The sequence below is a fragment of the Flavobacterium sp. CSZ genome, from assembly GCF_015350725.1.
GTDB lineage: Bacteria > Bacteroidota > Bacteroidia > Flavobacteriales > Flavobacteriaceae > Flavobacterium.
This window is the reverse complement of the sequence record NZ_JADKPQ010000005.1, coordinates 278,852-299,346: the sequence shown is the minus strand read 5'-3', so window position 1 is coordinate 299,346 and position 20,495 is coordinate 278,852. Positions and strand designations below refer to the sequence as shown.

At 35.8% G+C, this 20,495-nt stretch carries 14 protein-coding genes; 1 reads left to right on the top strand and 13 read right to left on the bottom strand.

Annotated elements, in window-relative coordinates:
• Positions 1 to 3: 3 nt before the first annotated feature.
• The 12 genes from IRZ78_RS08305 to IRZ78_RS08250 all read right to left on the bottom strand — a co-directional run bounded on the left by IRZ78_RS08305 (position 4) and on the right by IRZ78_RS08250 (position 19,042).
• Positions 4 to 3,570, bottom strand: coding sequence for a hypothetical protein (locus IRZ78_RS08305; RefSeq protein ID WP_194616069.1), 3,567 nt, complete (start codon positions 3,568 to 3,570; stop codon positions 4 to 6).
• A 494-nt stretch (positions 3,571 to 4,064) separates the two neighbouring features.
• On the bottom strand, positions 4,065 to 4,991 hold the full coding sequence (queG, locus tag IRZ78_RS08300; protein ID WP_194616068.1) for a tRNA epoxyqueuosine(34) reductase QueG: 927 nt from the start codon (positions 4,989 to 4,991) through the stop codon (positions 4,065 to 4,067).
• On the bottom strand, positions 4,988 to 6,334 hold the full coding sequence (locus IRZ78_RS08295) for a cytochrome P450 (RefSeq protein ID WP_194616067.1): 1,347 nt from the start codon (positions 6,332 to 6,334) through the stop codon (positions 4,988 to 4,990). The genes queG and IRZ78_RS08295 overlap by 4 nt, the downstream gene beginning before the upstream one ends.
• 11 nt (positions 6,335 to 6,345) lie before the next feature.
• Positions 6,346 to 7,368: a Holliday junction branch migration DNA helicase RuvB gene (gene ruvB, locus IRZ78_RS08290; RefSeq protein WP_065447998.1), complete on the bottom strand. Its 1,023-nt coding sequence runs from the start codon at positions 7,366 to 7,368 to the stop codon at positions 6,346 to 6,348.
• Positions 7,369 to 7,646: 278 nt separating this feature from the next.
• Positions 7,647 to 9,449, bottom strand: a complete 1,803-nt coding sequence (locus tag IRZ78_RS08285) for a cbb3-type cytochrome c oxidase subunit I (protein ID WP_065448000.1) — start codon at positions 9,447 to 9,449, stop codon at positions 7,647 to 7,649.
• Between the two features lie 31 nt (positions 9,450 to 9,480).
• On the bottom strand, positions 9,481 to 10,665 hold the full coding sequence (locus IRZ78_RS08280; protein WP_194616066.1) for a cytochrome c oxidase subunit II: 1,185 nt from the start codon (positions 10,663 to 10,665) through the stop codon (positions 9,481 to 9,483).
• A 19-nt stretch (positions 10,666 to 10,684) separates the two neighbouring features.
• Positions 10,685 to 12,079 carry a quinol:cytochrome C oxidoreductase gene (locus IRZ78_RS08275; protein WP_194616065.1) on the bottom strand — a complete coding sequence of 465 codons (1,395 nt, stop codon included), beginning with the start codon at positions 12,077 to 12,079 and terminating at the stop codon, positions 10,685 to 10,687.
• 27 nt (positions 12,080 to 12,106) lie between these two features.
• On the bottom strand, positions 12,107 to 12,652 hold the full coding sequence (locus IRZ78_RS08270) for a cytochrome c (RefSeq protein ID WP_065448004.1): 546 nt from the start codon (positions 12,650 to 12,652) through the stop codon (positions 12,107 to 12,109).
• 8 nt (positions 12,653 to 12,660) lie between these two features.
• Positions 12,661 to 13,185 carry a DUF3341 domain-containing protein gene (locus IRZ78_RS08265; RefSeq protein WP_056245298.1) on the bottom strand — a complete coding sequence of 175 codons (525 nt, stop codon included), beginning with the start codon at positions 13,183 to 13,185 and terminating at the stop codon, positions 12,661 to 12,663.
• A complete protein-coding gene (gene nrfD, locus IRZ78_RS08260) occupies positions 13,178 to 14,578 on the bottom strand; it encodes an NrfD/PsrC family molybdoenzyme membrane anchor subunit (RefSeq protein ID WP_055096849.1) in 1,401 nt (466 codons plus the stop codon). The genes IRZ78_RS08265 and nrfD overlap by 8 nt, the downstream gene beginning before the upstream one ends.
• Before the next feature lie 34 nt (positions 14,579 to 14,612).
• Positions 14,613 to 17,678, bottom strand: a complete 3,066-nt coding sequence (locus IRZ78_RS08255) for a TAT-variant-translocated molybdopterin oxidoreductase (protein ID WP_194616064.1) — start codon at positions 17,676 to 17,678, stop codon at positions 14,613 to 14,615.
• Positions 17,679 to 17,710: 32 nt separating this feature from the next.
• On the bottom strand, positions 17,711 to 19,042 hold the full coding sequence (locus IRZ78_RS08250; protein WP_194616063.1) for a c-type cytochrome: 1,332 nt from the start codon (positions 19,040 to 19,042) through the stop codon (positions 17,711 to 17,713).
• A gap of 219 nt (positions 19,043 to 19,261) precedes the next feature.
• Between IRZ78_RS08250 and IRZ78_RS08245 the strand changes: the two genes are divergently transcribed.
• A complete protein-coding gene (locus tag IRZ78_RS08245) occupies positions 19,262 to 19,651 on the top strand; it encodes an SPOR domain-containing protein (protein WP_194616062.1) in 390 nt (129 codons plus the stop codon).
• Between the two features lie 288 nt (positions 19,652 to 19,939).
• On the opposite strand, the gene IRZ78_RS08240 is transcribed toward IRZ78_RS08245, so the two are convergent.
• Positions 19,940 to 20,449 (bottom strand): DUF4920 domain-containing protein, encoded by a 510-nt coding sequence (locus IRZ78_RS08240; RefSeq protein ID WP_194616061.1) that lies wholly within the window; start codon positions 20,447 to 20,449, stop codon positions 19,940 to 19,942.
• Positions 20,450 to 20,495 lie beyond the last annotated feature (46 nt).

Sequence of the window (20,495 nt, the reverse complement as noted above, 5' to 3'; positions counted from 1 at the left end):
CCCCTAACTCGTTCCAACTGTCATTCCACTGATAGCTCCTGTTGAAGATACAGTTGGACCAGAAGGGCTAAAAGTATAAGTTAATCCTGAAACATAATTATTAATTACGGAACTGGCATCAGCTGAACATGTAGCTGCTGTTGTAGTAATTGTTGGTGTAGAAGGAAGTGCATTTACTGTTATAGTTCCATCTATTGTAACAGCACTACAAGGCGATGTATGCCCAACCGTTGTTATCGTATATTTATAAGGACCACTTACTGTTGGGGTCCCTGAAATAGTTATTGTTTTTGCATCACTATCTACAGTACTTGTTACTCCAGTTGGTAAATTTGATGCAGTAGCATTAATCGCACTTCCTCCAAAAGTATAAACCGCAGTAGGAATTATTATTCCTGTACATACAGTTGGGTTTTGTGTACCACTAGTAAATGTAATAGTAGAAGCAGTATTTATAACCGCAGCAACTGCAATTCTTGATGCTGTAGTACAACCTTCAGCTGTAGTAGCACCTACATAATATGTCGTAGTTGTCGATAAAGATGGTGTGGTAAAAGCACCTCCTGATCCTAATGAAGCACCTCCTGTTGGATTAGCATACCAATTGATCGTAGCTCCTGTAGACGCTGTAGCGTTTAATGTTACTGTTCCTACATCACAACGAGCTCCTTCTGTTGTTGAGTTTATTGTTGGTGAAGCATTTACTGTTGCTTTAACAAGTGTTCTACTTACCGTTGTACATCCATTATCTGTTGCATCAACATAATAGTCAGTTGTTGTTGATAAACTTGGTGTAGTAAAACTTGAGCCTGTTCCTAATGATGGACCGCCCGTTGATGCTGCATACCAGTTAATTGTACCTGATGAAGCTGTAGCTCCCAAAGTAACGGTTCCTGCATCACATCTTGAATTTGGTGTTGTTGCAGTTATTGTTGGTTTCGGCTTAATAACAAAACTTGTAGCTGTTCTACAAGAACCGGAACATGAAGCATAATAAATTACAGTCTTTGCTGTATTTGTATCTGTTAAACCTGATCCAGCAACTACTACTGGATTAAAAGAAGATCCTGTAGCAATTGCTGTACCTTCAGAGGCAACTGTAAACCACTCTATAGTACCAGAAGAACAGGCAGAAGTAACTACTAATGCTGCGCCAGTAGTATCACCTTGACAAATTGAAACTCCTGTTGTAGTTGGTGCACCTGCAAGTGCATTAATAGTAATATCTGCAGTAGGTAGTGAAGTACACCCCTCTGAATTAGTTGTAGTAACTTTATATTTACCTGCTACTAATCCTGAAAAAATACCTGTTGTGCTATCTACTGGCGCCGTTACCGGATTTGTACCTGTTAGTGTATATTTTATTCCTGTGCCATTGGCAGGAGTATTTACTGTTATTGTTCCTGTTGGCGTAGCACAAGTTGGTTGTACTGGTGTAAAAGTCGGAACTGCTGGCAAAGCCAAAATCGTTATATCATCGACCGCTGTACCAGTACCTGTAAAGTTTACTCCAGGAACATCTGCTTGATTATTTCCCTCATATTTTTTATTTACGGTGCCATAAGCATTTACAGCTGCTGTTATTGTTCTAGTATTCGAAGCCGTACGTGTCGGATCAAGATATAATGCCTGTGCATTAGAACTATATACTCCGGCAGCCATAGATGATCCAACTTTTCCTACTAGTGTTATTGTAACTACACCATTCTGCGCAATATTAAATCCTCCAAATAAAGGATTATTAACTGAACTTGTATTCGTCAGAGCCCCAGAAGGTCCTGTTGTTCCAATTGAATAAGTAGCTGTTGCTGAGTCAAACTGAATGCCTGCTGGAAAGCTAAAATCTAAAAAGACACCTGCTGCATTTCCAGCTCCTGTATTTTTTATCTGAATTTCATAAGAAACTTTTTCTCCAATCGAATTACAAGCTTTTGCAGTAGACAACGATTTTACAGTAGTCTCAAGAACAGGAAAACAACTTGCATTTACCTGAAGATTAGGAGGTACGTCTGTACTTGAAAATTTTGTAATATAACCTGGTTCTCCATCTTTAGCTTCATTAGTAATACCAGCACCAGCATTAGATCTACCTGATGATCCAGCATTTACATTGGTTGTTAAGGTTACGTTGCTAGGAAGGTTATGACTTATAATTCCGCCACCTCCACCTCCACCTGGACCGTGAGAATTATTGTTATCATTCTCTGTATTTCCACCTCTTCCACCTTTTGCATTTATAGTTATATTAGCTGTAGCTGTACTACTACTTGAAATATTTAAAAGTACCGTTCCTCCTGCACCACCGCCACCAGCTCCATCCGGAGATCCAGAATACGATCCTGGCGCACCATCCCCACCGTTTGCATTTATTATTCCAATTCCTTGAACACTACCTGCATTTATAAGTATAATAGCTCCTCCAACTCCGCCTTTTACCCCAGAAGAGGCATTATTTGCATCACCGGCACCACCACCACCACCCATAACGAGTCTTGGAAAAAGTGATGTTGTAACATATGATTTATAACCTGGTCTTCCTCCACCTGTCAAATTAGCTGAGAGAAGATCACCGCCACCGCCTTGCCATCCTGCGCCACCTAAGCCTCCATTTCCTCCATTTCCACCGCCCCCCCCGCCGGTATTGTGGTCATTACCACCCCCTCCAGCATTAGCAGGCGCTCCTCTTCCAGAAGACCCCCCAGGCAATCCTTCATTACCAACTCCATTATCAACCTGATTAAAACCATCCCACATGAATCGAGGTGTCCCCGCCATACCTTCTCCTTTTCCGGAAATCCTACTGTCTGTTGACGGGCCTACGTAATAAGTAGAATTATTGACATCAGAATTAGCGATCGGACTATATCCACCTCTAAAACCTCTTGCTGTTCCATTGATCGTAAACGAATTAAAATTAAAAGTGCCCGAAACGTTAAAAGCAATAACACCCCCGGCAACACCATTAAAAGGAGGAGTGGTTATATCTGAATTTAGAGTCAAATTAGAATACTGAGGTACTCTAACTATTTGAAATGTTCTCTTTCCTCTAGATGTAATTGCTTTTGCATTATAAAAACTATTAACAACACCTCCATTTGAATTTGCACCTTTAAAAGTCAAATTACCTCCTGTCAGCGGAACATTATTTGTTGCAATAACATATTCAAAAATACCTGTATTACCAATATCGGTAAATCCCGTTCCTCCTTTACCATCAGTACCACTATTTGTAGTTCCTGAACCGTAACTGGTACTATTAGTGTAATTGATTGTAGCATCTTGCATCTGGATAATCAAAATTAAATCACCAGCTGAAATCGGAATAGTACCAAAATTATTTCCTTTGCCATCAGATCCTGGTGATGCAGCCAACGAAATTGCCTGAGCTCCAGAATTTAAAGTAATATCTCCATTGATAGGATAATAAGTATTTATAGAACTTTTTACCGTAACAGGACCATCAACACCCGGTGTTCCACAAACCTGTGCAAACGAAGATATAGATGATAATAATAAAACAAGAGAAATTAGTCTAAGAAGTTTAGACTGACTAAGAGTAAAGTTACGCATAGACAACTGTGAATTTAAGAATAGAAATATTGAAAGCAGAAGAACCAAATTCGGTTTTCAGCATTTGAAGCAGATACGATAAAATAAAGGAAATGGATTTTGAAAATCCTAGAAAAGTATTTTCAGGATATTCACAAAAATAAAGTAGTTTTTGCACCATAAATGTATGTCGTTCAAGACACAAAAAATGTCTTTAGGTTAAATTAGTAGTTTTGGAGGCGCGAAAGTATGCAAACACCTAATTACTAACTACTTTAGTCGACAAACTACACAGATAAACGTTGAATTACACTTTTTGTCGACAAAAATTAACCTTGAAGCGCGGAAAACTTAACTATTCGATAATAAAACAGGTGAAATTTCTTAATTTTTTGACGTATTGTCGGTTTTTAAAGAAATTCAAGATAAAAACGTAAAAATCTTACAAATTTTAGAAAAAACAAAAAATAATATTGCGCTTAAAAGAAAGAAAAATGCATATTCCTTTTCTAAAATCACTCTAAAAATCTTACATTTCGTTTCAAGCCATCAAACTTGGTTCTTTTAATTGGGGAGTTTTTGAAAACGGCACGAAAGGTCTCTTCCGTGATCTCAATCCAGTCTTTTTTGGAAAAAGAAAGTAGTTCCGGATTTGGATTAAATAAAGGTTCTGAATGAGGTTTTGAGAACCGATTCCAGGGGCAAACATCCTGGCAAGTATCACAACCAAACATCCATTCGTCAAATTTTCCTTTCATTTCATAAGGAATATTTTCTTTGAGTTCGATCGTGTAATAAGAGATGCATTTGCTTCCGTCAACTACATGAGGAGCAACGATGGCTTGTGTAGGACAAGCATCAATACAGGCAGTACAAGAACCGCAATGATCTGTAGTAGCATGATCATATTCTAAATCTAAATCGAGAATAAGTTCTGCAATAAAATAAAAAGAACCTACTTTTTGAGTCAGCAGATTACCACTTTTACCAATCCATCCCAAGCCACTTTTAGCCGCCCAGGCACGATCTAAAACAGGCGCCGAATCCACAAAAGCACGACCGGAAACATCACCTATATTTTCCTGAATAGAATGTAAAAATTCTTTTAGTTTTTCTTTGATTACAAAATGATAATCCTGACCATAAGCATACTTCGAGATTTTAAAACTATCCTGACTTTGGGTTTCTTCGGGATAATAATTTAGCAAAAGCGATACCACGCTTTTTGCATCATCTACTAACAAAGTTGGATCTAAACGCTTGTCAAAATAATTCTCCATATAGGACATTTGGCCATGATGATTATTATTGAGCCATTTTTCGAGACGTGGTGCTTCTTCTTCCAGAAATCCGGCTTTGGAAATTCCGCAAGAAAGAAAACCGAGGCGTTTTGCTTCTGATTTTATAAAATTCGAATATGTCTCTTTTGCATTAATGCTCATCTTTTCGAGAATGAAACTTCTACTCCAACTGGTTTTAATGTAATTAAAGGATTAAACTGAAGGGTATCTGTATTGGATTTAATCTCATATTTTTTTACAATTTGAGCAATAGTCAAACACATTTCATAAATAGCAAATCCCGCTCCGATACACATTCTGGGTCCGGCACCAAACGGGTAAAAATATTGCATGGAAAGTTTTTTCTGCTCTCCAAGAAATCGTTCCGGATCAAACTCTTCCGGATTTGTCCAGTATTTTGGATTTCGATGCAGTTCGTAGAAAGAAACTCCAATTAAAGTTTCTTTTTTTATATGATAACCGGCAAGTGTATCATCGGTAACATTTTGTCGATCGGTAATCCATGCAGGCGGATACAAACGCATTGATTCGTTTAAAACGGCATTAGTATACGTCATTTTCTGTAACTGCTCAACAAGATCATTTGTTTGAGATTCTATTTCGCTAATCTCATCAAAAACTTTTTGCTGTATGTCAGGATTTCTCGCTAAAAGATGCAGCGTAAAAGTCAAGGCATTTGCTGTGGTTTCATGTCCGGCAATAAACAAAACTTTAATTTCATCGACTAACTGACTCACGCTCATTCCTTCGCCTGTATCTTCATATCGGGTTTCAAGCAGCATATTGAGCAAGTCATTAATTTCTTCTTTCGAAGTCATTCTTTGCTCAATAATTTCCTTAATTATGCTATTATTTTCTTCAGCAAGTTCCAGATGTTTTTTTACTTGGCCGCTTAACGAAAACCACCATGCTTTATGCGGAAGTCTAATTTCTTTTATTAAAAAATTCTGGACTTCTTCGATAATAAATTTTATTCTATTTAATTTTTCTTCTGAAATTGAAAGCTCGAACAATGACTTCGCTACCACATTAAAAGCTAACTGACTCATTACAGGAAAAAGATCAATTGATTTGTCTTCCACTAAATCTTTTAATTCTGAAGCAATAGTCTGATTCATGTTTTCAACCAACTGATTCATCTTCTGCTTATGAAAAGCAGGTTGAATTAGCCTTCTTTGCTTCAGCCAAAAATCTCCATCAACAGTCAAAAGTCCCTTTCCTAAATACTTTGAAAGGTATACCGATTGAAATTTAGATTTATGATAATTCTTTTGATTCTTCTGTAAAATATATTCAGCAATCACATTATCTCTTGACAAGATGATATGTTTAGAAATACCAATTTTAAGAGAAAAGGAATCTCCAAACTGATCAAAATATCTTTTATGAAAAGGAATTGGATTTTTACGCACTCCTTCTACATCCAGAAAGAATCTCAATATCGAAAGCCTGTTCGGGTAATTATATTTTCTATTTTCAGACATTTTGATTATAATTAAAACAATCCGCCCTGAATGTTAGTGTTTAATTTCCCTAAATGCTTATAGGCTTTATCTGTTACTTCACGACCACGTGGTGTACGCATGATAAATCCTTCCTGAATCAGGAACGGTTCATAAACCTCTTCAATAGTTTCACTACTTTCAGATACGGCTGTTGCCAGAGTTGAAAGTCCAACAGGTCCACCTTTAAATTTATTAATGATGGTCAATAAGATCTTATTATCCATTTCATCCAATCCGTGAGCATCAACATTAAGCGCTTTCAAAGCATAACGTGCAATTTCAAGATCGATAGTTCCGTTTCCTTTTATTTGTGCAAAATCACGTACTCTACGCAACAATGCATTGGCTATACGAGGAGTTCCACGACTTCTACCGGCTATTTCTATAGCAGCATCTAAGGAGATTGGCATTCTAAGTATAGAAGAACTTCTTTCGACAATACTGGTCAAAAGTTCTGTAGTATAATATTGTAATCGTGATGAAATCCCGAAACGGGCACGCATTGGCGCAGTTAATAATCCTGAACGAGTTGTAGCACCAATTAAAGTAAAAGGATTCAAATTGATTTGTACCGTTCTGGCATTTGGGCCAGACTCGATCATAATATCAATTTTAAAATCTTCCATTGCCGAATATAAATATTCTTCGACAATTGGACTTAAACGATGAATTTCATCAATGAACAGAACATCTCTTTCATCAAGATTAGTCAAAAGACCTGCTAAATCACCAGGCTTATCTAAAACAGGACCTGAGGTAATTTTGATTCCTACTTCAAGTTCATTGGCCAAAATATTAGCCAAAGTAGTTTTACCTAATCCGGGAGGTCCATGAAAAAGTGTATGATCAAGTGCTTCACCACGTTGATTGGCTGCAGCAACAAAAACTTTTAAATTCTCTAAAACTTGATCTTGTCCGGCGAAATCATCAAATGACAGCGGACGTAATCTTTTTTCAAGATCTAATTCTTCTGGATTGTACCCATTTGTAGTGGGATCTAGGTTCTCATTCATTTTACAAAGATAGACAAAGTAATCAGTTTGTAAAATAGATTAACTCCCAAATAAAACCCTACCGTTATGGGATCAAATTCCAATATTTTAAATTCCAAATTCCAACATGATGACAAACACTTTTCCGTTAATATAGAGAAGAAAAACTTCAACATCATTCAATTAAAATCCCAAACTCTAATACAATGCTAAACACGTTTGGAATTTGGAATTTAAAATATTGGAATTTATAAAAATAAAAAAGACCATCTTTTCAGATGGTCTTTTTTTAAATATTTTTAGTGGTGTAAAACTTCTTCACCTTCTTTCATTGGTACATTTTGAGGAACAAAATCTACATCGTGATTTGGGTTACTGTAGTCATATGGCCAACGGTATACGTGAGGAATTTCACCTGGCCAGTTACCGTGAATATGTTCTACCGGAGTAGTCCACTCTAATGTTGTCGATTTCCATGGATTCTGAACTGCTTTCTTACCATAGAAAATACTACTAAAGAAGTTGTACAAGAATACTAATTGGAACGCACCTCCTACAAGAGCAAATGTCGTAATTAAAACATTCACATTTTGTAAATCATCAAATAATGGGAAGTTTGTGTTTGTATAATAACGTCTTGGTAAACCAGCTAATCCGATAAAGTGCATTGGAAAGAAAACTCCGTAAGCACAAACTGCTGTTACCCAAAAGTGAATATAACCTAAGTTTTTGTTTAACATTCTTCCGTACATTTTAGGGAACCAGTGGTAAATACCAGCAAACATTCCGTAAAGTGCAGAGATACCCATTACTAAGTGAAAGTGAGCAATTACAAAGTAAGTATCGTGAACGTTAATATCTAAGGTACTATCTCCTAAGATGATTCCGGTTAAACCTCCAGTGATGAAAGTAGAAACCATTCCGATAGAGAATAACATTGCAGGGTTGAATTGTAGGTTACCTTTCCATAAAGTTGTAATCCAGTTGAACGCTTTTACAGCAGATGGAATTGCAATCAATAAAGTAGTAAAGGTAAATACAGATCCTAAGAAAGGATTCATACCTGAAATAAACATGTGGTGACCCCAAACAATTGTAGATAAAAATGCAATTGCAAGAACTGACATAATCATCGCTCTGTATCCGAAGATTGGTTTACGAGAGTTCGTAGCCATAATTTCAGAAACAAGACCCATTGCTGGTAAGATTACGATATAAACCTCAGGGTGTCCTAAGAACCAGAATAAGTGTTCAAATAGTACTGGAGAACCTCCTTGGTAATGTAAAACTTCTCCTGCGATATAGATATCAGATAAGAAGAATGATGTACCAAAACTTCTGTCAAAAATCAATAATAAAGCTGCAGATAACAATACAGGGAAAGAAATAACACCAATAATAGCTGTTACGAAAAATGTCCAGATTGTAAGTGGAAGTCTAGTCATAGACATTCCTTTTGTTCTTAAGTTGATAACAGTTACAATGTAATTTAAAGATCCCATTAATGAAGATGCAATAAAGATAGCCATAGAAACTAACCATAAAGTCATACCTGTTCCAGAACCCGGAATCGCTTGTGGTAAAGCACTTAATGGAGGATAAATTGTCCAACCCGCAGAAGCTGGTCCAGCCTCAACAAATAAAGAAGATAACATAATTACAGCAGACAAGAAAAACAACCAGTATGAAATCATGTTCATGAATCCAGAGGCCATATCTCTTGCTCCAATTTGAAGTGGAATAAGTAAGTTACTAAAAGTACCACTTAAACCAGCCGTTAGTACAAAGAATACCATGATGGTACCGTGAATTGTAACTAAAGCCAAATAAATATCATTTGCCATCACACCATCAGGTGCAAATTTATCTCCTAATAAAACATTAAAGATTTTAAAAGACTCCTCTGGCCATGCTAATTGCATTCTAAAAAGCAAGGACATTGCAATACCAATAATACCCATGATAATACCGGTTATTAAGTATTGCTTAGCAATCATTTTATGATCAATACTAAAAATATATTTAGTAATGAACGTTTCTTTATGATGATGTTCGTGCTCGTGATCGTGTCCGTGATCGTGACCGTGCGCTTCTGCTGACATATATGTGTACTTTAAATTTTCTTAATAAATATTATTTCATAGCAACTTTAGCTATAACTGCTTTAACAGTATCAATTACCGTTTTAACAGTATCTTTAGCGGTACTATCTGTAGTCGCTTTTGCTCCTTCAGCCGGTGCTTTAGCAGCTGCTGCCGCTTTAATATCCTGAGCTAAAGTAGTTTTTTCGCTTAACCATTTTTTATAATCTTCCGGAGTATCAACAACCACTTTCATTTGCATGTTGTAGTGAGAAGCTCCACAAATTTTATTACATAATAATAAATAATCAAATGTATAAGGATCTAAAGCTGTACCACCTTTAGCAACTAACTCAACGCTTTTTTCAGCTCTAAGTTTGTTGATGTTTGCAACTTTCTCCACCATAAAAGGCAACTCTCTGTATTCAGCAGTTGTATAAGTTGGAATAAAAGCAAACTCAGTAACCATTCCAGGAACACAGTTCATTTGCGCTCTAAAGTGAGGCATGTAAGCTGAGTGTAATACGTCTTGAGAACGCATTTTGAAATGTACTTTTTTACCTTTTGGAATATGCAATTCAGAAACTACAATATCATCAGCCGAGTTTTTATCAGACATATCAACACCTAAAGTATTGATACCTTCGATCAAACGAACGTTAGCTTTTCCTAAAACATTATCATTACCGGCATATCTTGCAGTCCATTTGAACTGTTGTGCATATAATTCGATTTCGATTACGTCCTCATCTTTGTCAACGAACATGATATTGTTCCAAGCATATAATCCGTAAAGAATTAAACAAGCCAAAACTACAGATGGAATAATACTCCAAATTGCCTCTAATTTATTACTATCAGCAAAGAATAATGCTTTTTTATCTTTGTGTCCTCTATTTTTAAAAGAAAACCAGTACAATAAACCTTGTGTAATAAATTGCACTACAAAAATTAAAACCCAGGTAATATTCATTAAGTTATCTACCAAAAGCCCATGCTCAGAAGCAGGAGTATGAAGTGCTAAATTACCCCATTTAAGTAAACCGTAAATTGTAAATATATATATGAAAGCCAAAAAGCCAAACATAACATATCCCTGAATATTATTATCATTATCTGATGCAACTTGAGAATCGTCCGAAGAAGATCCCACTTGAGTAAGATCAAATATCTTGGTCAATTGCCATAATGCAACTGCTAATAAAACTAAAACTATAATTACCAACAAACTTGTCATCTGTTTACTTCTTTAAATATTAATAATGAAAATGTTTACTTTCTTCAATGAAAGGATTTCTTTTTGCTAACAAAGGAGCTTTAGTTAATGCAGTAAACACTACAAAAATAAACAAACCTAAGAAGAAAAGTATAGATGCAATTTCAGAAACTCCAATAAACCATTTATCGCCAACTGTACCAGGCATAATCATATTAAAGAAATCTACATAGTGACCTAGTAAGATAACAACACCAGCCATTACAATTACCCAGCTAAGACGTTTAAAGTCTGTATTGATTAATATTAATAATGGGAACACAAAGTTCATAACTACAGCACCAAAGAATGGCAGATTGTATAATTGAATTCTTGTTACAAAATATGTTACCTCTTCAGGAATATTAGCATACCATATTAACATGAATTGAGAGAACCATAAATAAGTCCAGAAAACACTGATACCAAACATAAATTTTGCTAAATCGTGAATATGGCTTGTATTTACATATTCTAAATATCCTTTAGATTTTAAATATACAGTAACTAATGCGATTGCAGTAATACCACTTACAAAGAAAGATGCGAATACATACCATCCAAATAAAGTACTGAACCAGTGTGGATCGATTGACATAATCCAGTCCCAAGACATGATAGACTCAGAAACGATAAAGAATACTAAAAAACCAGCGGTTAACTTAAAGTTCTTTTTGTAGTATAGATCATCATTTGCTTCATCCTGAGCTAAACAATTTTTTCTAGATTGGTAACGGTACAAATTCCATCCTACTAAAAAGATAGCAGCTCTAATAATCCAGAAAGTAAAGTTTAAATAACCTGCTTTTCCTGCAATAATTTTATCATAGTTTGCACTTGTTGGATCCGTAACACCTTCACCTAACCATACAAATATGTGATTAAAGTGTAATCCACAAAGAATTAAAATAATAAAGAAAATAAGAGAACCTATTGGTAAATAAGCTGTTATTCCCTGCATAACTCTAAACAAAACCGGAGACCAACCTGCCTGAGCAACTTGTTGAATAGCATAAAATGCTAAAGTTCCCATAGAAAGAAGCAAGAAGAAAATACATGCAACATATAAAGCTGACCAAGGCTTATTTTGCAATTGGTGCAATACATGTGTTAAATGTTTTTCGTGCTCATCAGTAGCGTTAACCTTTGCATGCTCGCCACCTTTGTGCGAATCATGTGAAGCTTCAGCAGCTTCGTGATGTCCGGCTTCTTGATGTGAAGTTTCTGCTGTTGCTTCATGTGCAGCACCATGAGATCCATGTGCGTCTGCAGCTAGAATTTTCTCAACTTCTTGAATATCTTTAGGAGCAGTTAAAAAACCATATCCAATTCCTAATATACCAAGGGCCATTAGGATGATAGAAAAAGTTTTTAATTTACTTGAAAATGTATACATATCTATTACGATCAGTTTGTTCAACAATTATAATTGGCTTTTTAGTTTTAGAACATAGTCAGCAACTAACCAACGTTCGTGGGCACTTAATTGATTTGCATGTGAACCCATTGCATTTAAACCATAAGTTTCAACGTGAAAGATACTTCCTTCAGTGATTTCTCTGTCTTTATAGCTAGGTACTCCAAGAAATTTTTCTCTTTCAACCAATTTACCTTTACCGTTTCCAGTTGCACCATGACAACTGATACAGTAAATTTCGAAAAGTTCTTTTCCTTTTCCGGAATTTCTTTCGATAGAATCCAAAGGTGATTTTAAATTAGCTTTAGCCAATTCATAACCAGCAGTTGAATTTTCATATTCATAAGGCTCAAAACCTCTATTGATACTTCCTTCTGCAGGAAGTTGTCCTTCTTTTCCACCCTTAAATATTTTTGCCTCCGAATATGGCTCATATGCCAAAGATTCATACATATTAGGGAAATACTGATAGTTTGGTGCCGAAGTATTGTGGCATGATGAAACTAAAATAGTTATACCAACTAAAAGTGTTATTTTATATATCCTTTTCATAGCTACAATTAATTCTTTTCAATTACTTTAACTTCAACAGCTCCTGTACCTTCAAAGAAAGAAACTAGTTCTGCTTCGTTATCATTTACGGCAACTTCCATTAAAAAATGGTCATCTGTTGTTCTTACATCAGGATTCTCAGCTTGTTTGAATGGCCATAATCTACTTCTCATATAAAAAGTAATAACCATTAAGTGAGCAGCAAAAAATACTGTCATTTCAAACATAATCGGAACAAATGCTGGCATGTTCTGAATGAAGCTAAAACTTGGTTTACCTCCAATATCTTGTGGCCAGTCATGAATCATGATATAACTCATCATGGTTGTTGCAACAGAAATACCAACACATCCGTATAAGAAAGCACAAATTGCTAATCTTGTTGGTGCTAAACCCATAGCTTTATCCAATCCGTGAACTGGGAATGGAGTAAAAACCTCTTCAATATGATGATGAGCAGCTCTGGTTTTCTTTACTGCATCCATCAAAATATCATCGTCATTATAAATGGCGTATATTACTTTATTACTCATGATGTGTATCTTTATTTGCTCTTTCTCTAATGTAATTATCTCCTGTTCCTTTCAAAATTGTTTTAACCTCTGCCTGAGCAATTACAGGGAATGTTCTAGAGTATAATAAAAACAATACGAAGAAGAAACCAATCGTTCCGATGAAAATTCCAATATCAACAAATGTTGGTGAGAACATTGTCCAAGAAGATGGAAGGTAATCTCTATGTAAAGAAGTAACAATAATTACGAATCTTTCAAACCACATTCCGATGTTTACTACAATCGAAATAATAAATGAAAACATGATACTTGTTCTTAATTTCTTGAACCACATAAATTGTGGAGAGAAAACGTTACAAGTCATCATCGACCAATATGCCCACCAGTAAGGTCCGGTAGCTCTGTTCAAGAACGCATATTGCTCATATTCTACACCTGAATACCAAGCTACGAATAACTCAGTGATATATGCTACCCCTACGATAGAACCTGTAATCATAATTACAATGTTCATTAACTCGATATGTTGTAGTGTAATATACGCCTCAAGGTTAGAAACTTTTCTCATAACGATCAACAAGGTATTTACCATTGCAAATCCTGAGAATACCGCTCCCGCAACGAAGTACGGAGGGAAGATTGTTGTATGCCATCCCGGGATTACAGAAGTAGCAAAGTCCATCGATACAATCGTGTGTACAGAAAGTACAAGAGGAGTAGCCAAACCAGCTAATACTAAAGATACTTCTTCAAAACGCTGCCAGTCTTTAGCTCTACCACTCCATCCAAAACTTAGGATAGAATATACTCGTTTATTAAAAGGTGTTATTGCTCTATCACGTAGCATTGCAAAGTCAGGTAATAAACCAGTCCACCAGAAAACCAATGATACTGAAAGGTAGGTTGAAATCGCGAAAACGTCCCAAAGCAATGGTGAGTTAAAGTTTACCCATAATGATCCAAATTGATTTGGAATAGGTAAAACCCAGTATGCTAACCATGGACGTCCCATGTGAATAATTGGAAATAAACCTGCCTGAACTACCGAGAAGATAGTCATAGCTTCTGCAGAACGGTTAATTGCCATTCTCCAACGTTGACGGAAAAGTAATAATACCGCAGAAATTAATGTTCCGGCGTGACCAATACCAACCCACCAAACGAAGTTCGTGATATCCCAGGCCCAACCAACTGTTTTATTTAATCCCCATGTTCCAATACCGGTAGATACGGTGTAAATAATACAACCTAACCCCCAAAGGAAGGCTATTAATGCGATTGAAAATACAATCCACCAATGTTTGTTTGCTGGCCCTTCAACAGGGGCAGCTACATCTACAGTTACATCGTGATAAGATTTATCACCTATAACTAAAGGTTTTCTAATGGGTGCTTCGTAGTGAGACGACATAATCCTTTATATGTTTCTTAATTAATAATTTATTCTAAGTATTTCTAACTTTAACATGGTAAACCACATTAGGTTTTGTTCCAACATGCTCTAATAAGTGGTATGATCTATCATCAGCCGCCAATTTAGCAACTTTACTTTCAGCATCATTAACATCACCAAATATCATTGCTCCAGAAGAACAAGCATTTGAACAAGCTGTTTGGAATTCTCCATCAGCAACCGGACGACCTTCATTTTTTGCTTTCAATTTAGTCGCCTGTGTCATTTGAATACACATAGAACATTTTTCCATAACTCCACGAGAACGAACGTTTACGTCTGGGTTTAATACCATACGACCTAAATCATCATTCATGTGGTAATCGAATTCACTGTTTTTGTTGTACAAGAACCAGTTGAAACGACGTACTTTATACGGACAGTTGTTTGCACAATAACGAGTACCAACACATCTGTTGTATGCCATGTGGTTTTGACCTTCACGACCGTGAGATGTTGCAGCAACCGGACAAACTGTCTCACATGGTGCGTGATTACAGTGTTGACACATTACTGGTTGGAAAGAAACTTGTGGATTATCTCCAGGTTTTTCCATTTCGTTAAATGTAGACAATGAACTAGATAAACCAGCTATATTATCTTTTCTTTCGTTATCTCCTTCAAAAGTACTTTCAGAAGAGTAATATCTGTCAATACGCAACCAGTGCATATCACGACTTCTTCTTACCTCTGCTTTACCTACAACTGGCACGTTGTTTTCCGCGTGACAAGCAATAACACATGCTCCACAACCTGTACAAGCGTTTAAGTCAATAGAAAGGTTAAAGTGATGTCCTGTAGTACGATCAAATGATTCCCACAAATCAACAGTTGTAGCTTTTACTTCTTCGTGATCTAAAGATACCATTGGTTGTTCGTTCCAGTGTTCAGCATCTTTAGTATTAAAAATCTCAAGAGAAGTTTCTTTAATAATATCTCCTCTACCCATTAATGTTTTCTGTCCCTGAACACAAGCAAACTCATGAACACCATTTGCTTTCGCAATAGTAACAGATTGAACACTATTGAAGTTTTTATATAATGAGTAAGCATTTAAACCTACTACCATTTCTTCTTTTAAAGCAGCCTTACGACCGTAACCTAATGCTAAACCAACTGTACCAACAGCTTGTCCTGGCTGCACAATTACAGGAACGTTCTCTAATTTTAAACCATCAGCAGTAGTAATTGTAGCATAACTTCCGTTTAAACCTCCGTTTGCAACAATTTCATTTGATAAGTTATATTTTTTAGCATCAGCATTCGAAACTGTAACATAGTTATCCCAAGAAACTCTTGTGATTGGATCAGGAAACTCTTGCAACCAAGGATTGTTTGCTTGTTGACCGTCACCCATACCTGTTTTAGTATACAATACTAATTCGAAATCTCCAGCAGATTTTGATTTTGCAACAGCACTTGCAGCAGCAGCATAATCAACAGATCCAGCAGATAAAGCAGATGAACCAATAACAAAAACACCATCATGTAAAACTTTGTTCCAAGATGAACCTACGATAATTGAAGCTGAATTAGCTTTGATATAATCATAGAAATTTCCAGGAGTTCCGTTTAATGATAATAAAACGTCTTGAAATTGTTTTGTGTTAAAGATAGGACGAATAGTTGGCTGAGTCAAACTATAAGTTCCTTTTGTAATTACAACATCTCCCCAAGCCTCTAAATAATGAGGTGCCGGAGCAGCAATTGTAGTTATAGATGCCGTTTCATCTTCTTTTAAAGAAAACGCAACTGACGTTTTTACTTTTTTCAATCCAGATACAAAAGAAGCTGAATCAGCTAAAGTATAAACCGGATTAATTCCGCTCATGATTAAAGTATGAACACTTCCAGCATTCATATCTTTTACCAATTGAGACACAACCGCATTAGATCCTTTTCTAATTTGTCTTGTACCTGCAGTATTAAAAGCTTCACTCGCCAATACCTGATTGATCGCTAAAACTAATAATTGAGCATTTTTATCTTCAAGACCTGAAACTAATACTCCTTTAGCACCAGCAAGTTTTAACTGTTGAGCAGCTTTAACTACTTCTGGTTTAAACTTAGCATCTAAAGAATTAGCTACAGAAGATCCTGTAATTATATTATAAATTTGAACTAAAGCTTGTTTTTGATCAGCACTACTCATAGGAATACGCTTATCAGCAGCAGCTCCAGACAATGTCATGTTTGATTCTAACTGAAAGTGACGAGACATTTTCTTAGATCCAGTAGGCCCGGCAGGAATTCTTCCCTGAGCATATCCTGAATCATATCCACCACCTTGCCAGTCTCCTAAGAAATCAGCACCAACAGAAACGATTAAAGAAGCTTTTGAAAAATCATAATCAACAAGCGCTCTTTCTCCGTAAACTGTTTCGAATGCATCCAACGCTTCTGATGAAGAAACTGCATCATAAACAACATGTTTTGCATTAGGATTTTTAGCAATGAATTCACCAATTAATTTTTCAGTAGATGGACTCGCCAAAGTATTTGTCAACAATACCACTTGTCCGCCTTTTGCTTTTGCTTCAGCAAGACTTGATTTTATTCTCAAATCAACAGCAGACCAGCTACCATTTTTTCCGTCCAATTTAGGCTCTTTCAAACGCATACTGTCATACAATGACAGGATAGACGCATGAATTCTAGCATTGGCTGAAAACTTAGATCCAGAAATAGTATTGTTATCAATTTTAATTGGACGACCCTCACGAGTTTTTACTAATAAGTTAGCAAAATCAAAACCATCAAAAACAGTAGTTGCATAATAATCTGCAACACCAGGAATGATTTGTTCTGGTTGTAAAACATATGGTATAGACTTGTGAACAGGACCTTCGCAGGCAGCAAGCGTAACCGCTGCAGTACTAAATCCTACGTACTTTAAAAAGTCACGACGTGAAGTTCCAGATGAAGCTAAAGCATCTGCATTTCCTAAGAATTCTTCAGTAGGAATTTCTTCAACAAATTCGTTATTTCTAAGCGCCTCAACAATAGAACTATTCTCTAGTTCTTCAACACTTTTCCAGTATTTTTTGTTTGATGACATTGTATATAAATATTAAAATCTTAATAATTCGATTAATAGTGGCATTTACCGCATTCTAAACCTCCCATTTGCGCTGCAGTCAATTTTTCTACACCGTATTTTTTAGAAAGTTCAGCATGAATTTTATCATAGTAAGCATTACCTTCCATCTTAACATCAGTTTTTCTATGGCAATCAATACACCATCCCATTGTTAATTTAGAATATTGCTTCATGATCTCAAATTCCTGCACTGGACCGTGACAAGTTTGACATTCAACTCCTGCAACATTAACGTGTTGTGAGTGGTTGAAGTAAACAAAATCAGGAAGATTATGAATACGAACCCATTTTACAGGCTGCGTTTTTCCAGTATACTCCTGTTTAGCTTTATCCCAGCCAACAGCATCGTATAATTTTTGGATTTGAGCATCGTAAAATGCTTTGCTGTACTCAGGAGTAGCAGTAGTTTCAGCAACTTCAGAAATATTTTTATGACAGTTCATACAAACATTCAAAGATGGAATACCAGCACTTTTACTCACACGAGCAGCAGAGTGACAATATTTACAATTGATTTCGTTATCACCAGCGTGAATTTTATGAGAATAGTGAATTGGCTGAATTGGCTCATAATTTTGATCAACACCTACTTGCATTAAGTACGCATACACAAAATAACCACTTGCCAAAAGCAAGAATATAGAAGTAACTAAAACCAGGAATTGGTTTTTAGCAAAAGCTTTCCAGATTGGAGTCCTAGCTTCTTTTGGAGCAACTACAATACCATTATTACTTGCTACTTTCGTTAACACTTTGTTCACCATGAACAACATAACTACCAAGATAGCCATTACAAGAGCAAGAGCTCCTAAAATAATGTTATTTGAAATTCCGCCACCTTCAACATTAGTTCCAGGAGGAGTAGCCGCACCAGGAGCACCTGCAGCAGGCTCAGCTTTCACTTCAGAAGTATAAGCAATAATGTTGTCAATATCACCTGTTGATAATTGAGGAAAAGAAGTCATTACTGACTTGTTGTGCTCTTCAAATAATTTAACAGCAACAGGATCCCCTGATTTAATCATTTCAGAGCTGTTATGCACCCACTTGTAAATCCATGCCATATCATGTTTGGCAGCAACCCCTCTTAGGGCCGGACCTGTTGACTTAGCATCTAATTTGTGACATGCAGCGCAATTTGCATTAAAAAGTTCTTTCCCTTTTACTGGATCACCACCTGCAGCAGCAGCCGGAGCAGCAGCTTCAGGCGCCGCCGGAGCAGCAGCTTCTTGAGCAAATGAAGTTAGGGAGAAAATTAACGTTAGCGATAAGCTAAGTAATAATTTTCTTGAGATCGAATTATGGTTACCCACCTTTTTCATATAGTATAATAATTATCTACTAATTTTTGGTATGATTTTTTCTATAACAAATCAACGAAAAACTAATACCTTCTTTTAAAACTTGCACAAAAATACGACTTATGAACTATTCTCAAAACCTTAAAATACTCTTAAATATCAATTTATATCAATTCTAAATAATATTAAAATTTTATATACAAACTTTAAATAGTAATTTCGCATAAAAACCATCACATTATGAGAATTTTAACCCCTTCAAAAAGAGTTTTCTTAACATTAACAATGATCACTTTAGCATATAATATTCATGCTCAAGACCAAAATTTAATAGTAAATCAAGATCCTAAATTTGAGCAATTATTGAGTGATAAAAGAAAAATTAACACGTCAATAAATACAAATGACACTTACAAAATTCAAATCTTTAGCGGCAAAAGCGAAGAAGCAAAGAAAACGTTATCGGATTTTAAAAGAGAATTTAACACTATAGACGGAACAATAATTTTCAATACACCAAATTATAAGGTAATGGTAGGGAATTTTAAAACGCGAATAGAAGCAGAACGCAATTTGGCAGAGATCAAAAAAAGATATAAAAGCGTTTTTTTAATCAAACCTGGCAAGTAAAAAGCAATTATCAAACACACAAAAAGCGAGATTTTATCTCGCTTTTTTATTTGCCTAATGGCAAACAAACACACCTTTTTATCAGAAAAAAACTGAAGCAAATATTCTACATACACTGTATAGATAAAATTAACTCAAATATTCCCCACACGAGTTAAAACACCCCAGGTAACCTTGCTGTGATATCTAGTAAATTCACGTTCAAAAATTAAAAAAAAAAGTTCTCTAAACCCAAGTTTTACCAATAAAAAAAGCTCCAATTTTCATTGAAGCTTTAAATATAACTGACTAGTTCACCACTTTTATTCCATTTGCCAAGAATCTTATTTCTTCTTTCGGAACCGTAATGGCATCTATCTCTGATTTCGCTTTTTTAGCATCTTTAGCATAATGCTTAAGCTCCTCTACAGACGTTATTTCTTTCTCGGCATTACCTTCTAAGACAACATTTTTTCCTTTTAATGCAGTAGGCACAAAAAAGGCGTAATCTTTCATTTTTACAAAAAAGGAAGTCCCATCCTCTGTTTTAAGAGTCACCCAACATCCTTTTTTCGGGCAAACATCGGTCACCATTCCTTTTACAGTAACATTTTCCGCCTTTTTCTCTTGCTGTAATTTACCTTCTAATTCCTTAACTGAAATCGCCTTTACTTCAGCTATTTTAGACACATCAGCGCCATAATAATCCCCAACTACAGCATTACCTGATGGCGGTCCTTTTTTCTCTACAGCTTCCTGAGAAAAAGACTGACTCGAAATACTTATAAAAATAACAACAGTGTACAATAATCGTTTCATATAAAAATAGTTTTATCAAAAATAACATTAAAATTTGAAACAATTC

Bases quoted from the DNA above. Each gene is read 5' to 3' on its own strand.
- IRZ78_RS08305 (WP_194616069.1), bottom strand. From the start codon at position 3,570: ATGCGTAACTTTACTCTTAGTCAGTCTAAACTTCTTAGACTAATTTCT.
- queG (WP_194616068.1), bottom strand. From the start codon at position 4,991: ATGAGCATTAATGCAAAAGAGACATATTCGAATTTTATAAAATCAGAA.
- IRZ78_RS08295 (WP_194616067.1), bottom strand. From the start codon at position 6,334: ATGTCTGAAAATAGAAAATATAATTACCCGAACAGGCTTTCGATATTG.
- ruvB (WP_065447998.1), bottom strand. From the start codon at position 7,368: ATGAATGAGAACCTAGATCCCACTACAAATGGGTACAATCCAGAAGAA.
- IRZ78_RS08285 (WP_065448000.1), bottom strand. From the start codon at position 9,449: ATGTCAGCAGAAGCGCACGGTCACGATCACGGACACGATCACGAGCAC.
- IRZ78_RS08280 (WP_194616066.1), bottom strand. From the start codon at position 10,665: ATGACAAGTTTGTTGGTAATTATAGTTTTAGTTTTATTAGCAGTTGCA.
- IRZ78_RS08275 (WP_194616065.1), bottom strand. From the start codon at position 12,079: ATGTATACATTTTCAAGTAAATTAAAAACTTTTTCTATCATCCTAATG.
- IRZ78_RS08270 (WP_065448004.1), bottom strand. From the start codon at position 12,652: ATGAAAAGGATATATAAAATAACACTTTTAGTTGGTATAACTATTTTA.
- IRZ78_RS08265 (WP_056245298.1), bottom strand. From the start codon at position 13,185: ATGAGTAATAAAGTAATATACGCCATTTATAATGACGATGATATTTTG.
- nrfD (WP_055096849.1), bottom strand. From the start codon at position 14,578: ATGTCGTCTCACTACGAAGCACCCATTAGAAAACCTTTAGTTATAGGT.
- IRZ78_RS08255 (WP_194616064.1), bottom strand. From the start codon at position 17,678: ATGTCATCAAACAAAAAATACTGGAAAAGTGTTGAAGAACTAGAGAAT.
- IRZ78_RS08250 (WP_194616063.1), bottom strand. From the start codon at position 19,042: ATGAAAAAGGTGGGTAACCATAATTCGATCTCAAGAAAATTATTACTT.
- IRZ78_RS08245 (WP_194616062.1), top strand. From the start codon at position 19,262: ATGAGAATTTTAACCCCTTCAAAAAGAGTTTTCTTAACATTAACAATG.
- IRZ78_RS08240 (WP_194616061.1), bottom strand. From the start codon at position 20,449: ATGAAACGATTATTGTACACTGTTGTTATTTTTATAAGTATTTCGAGT.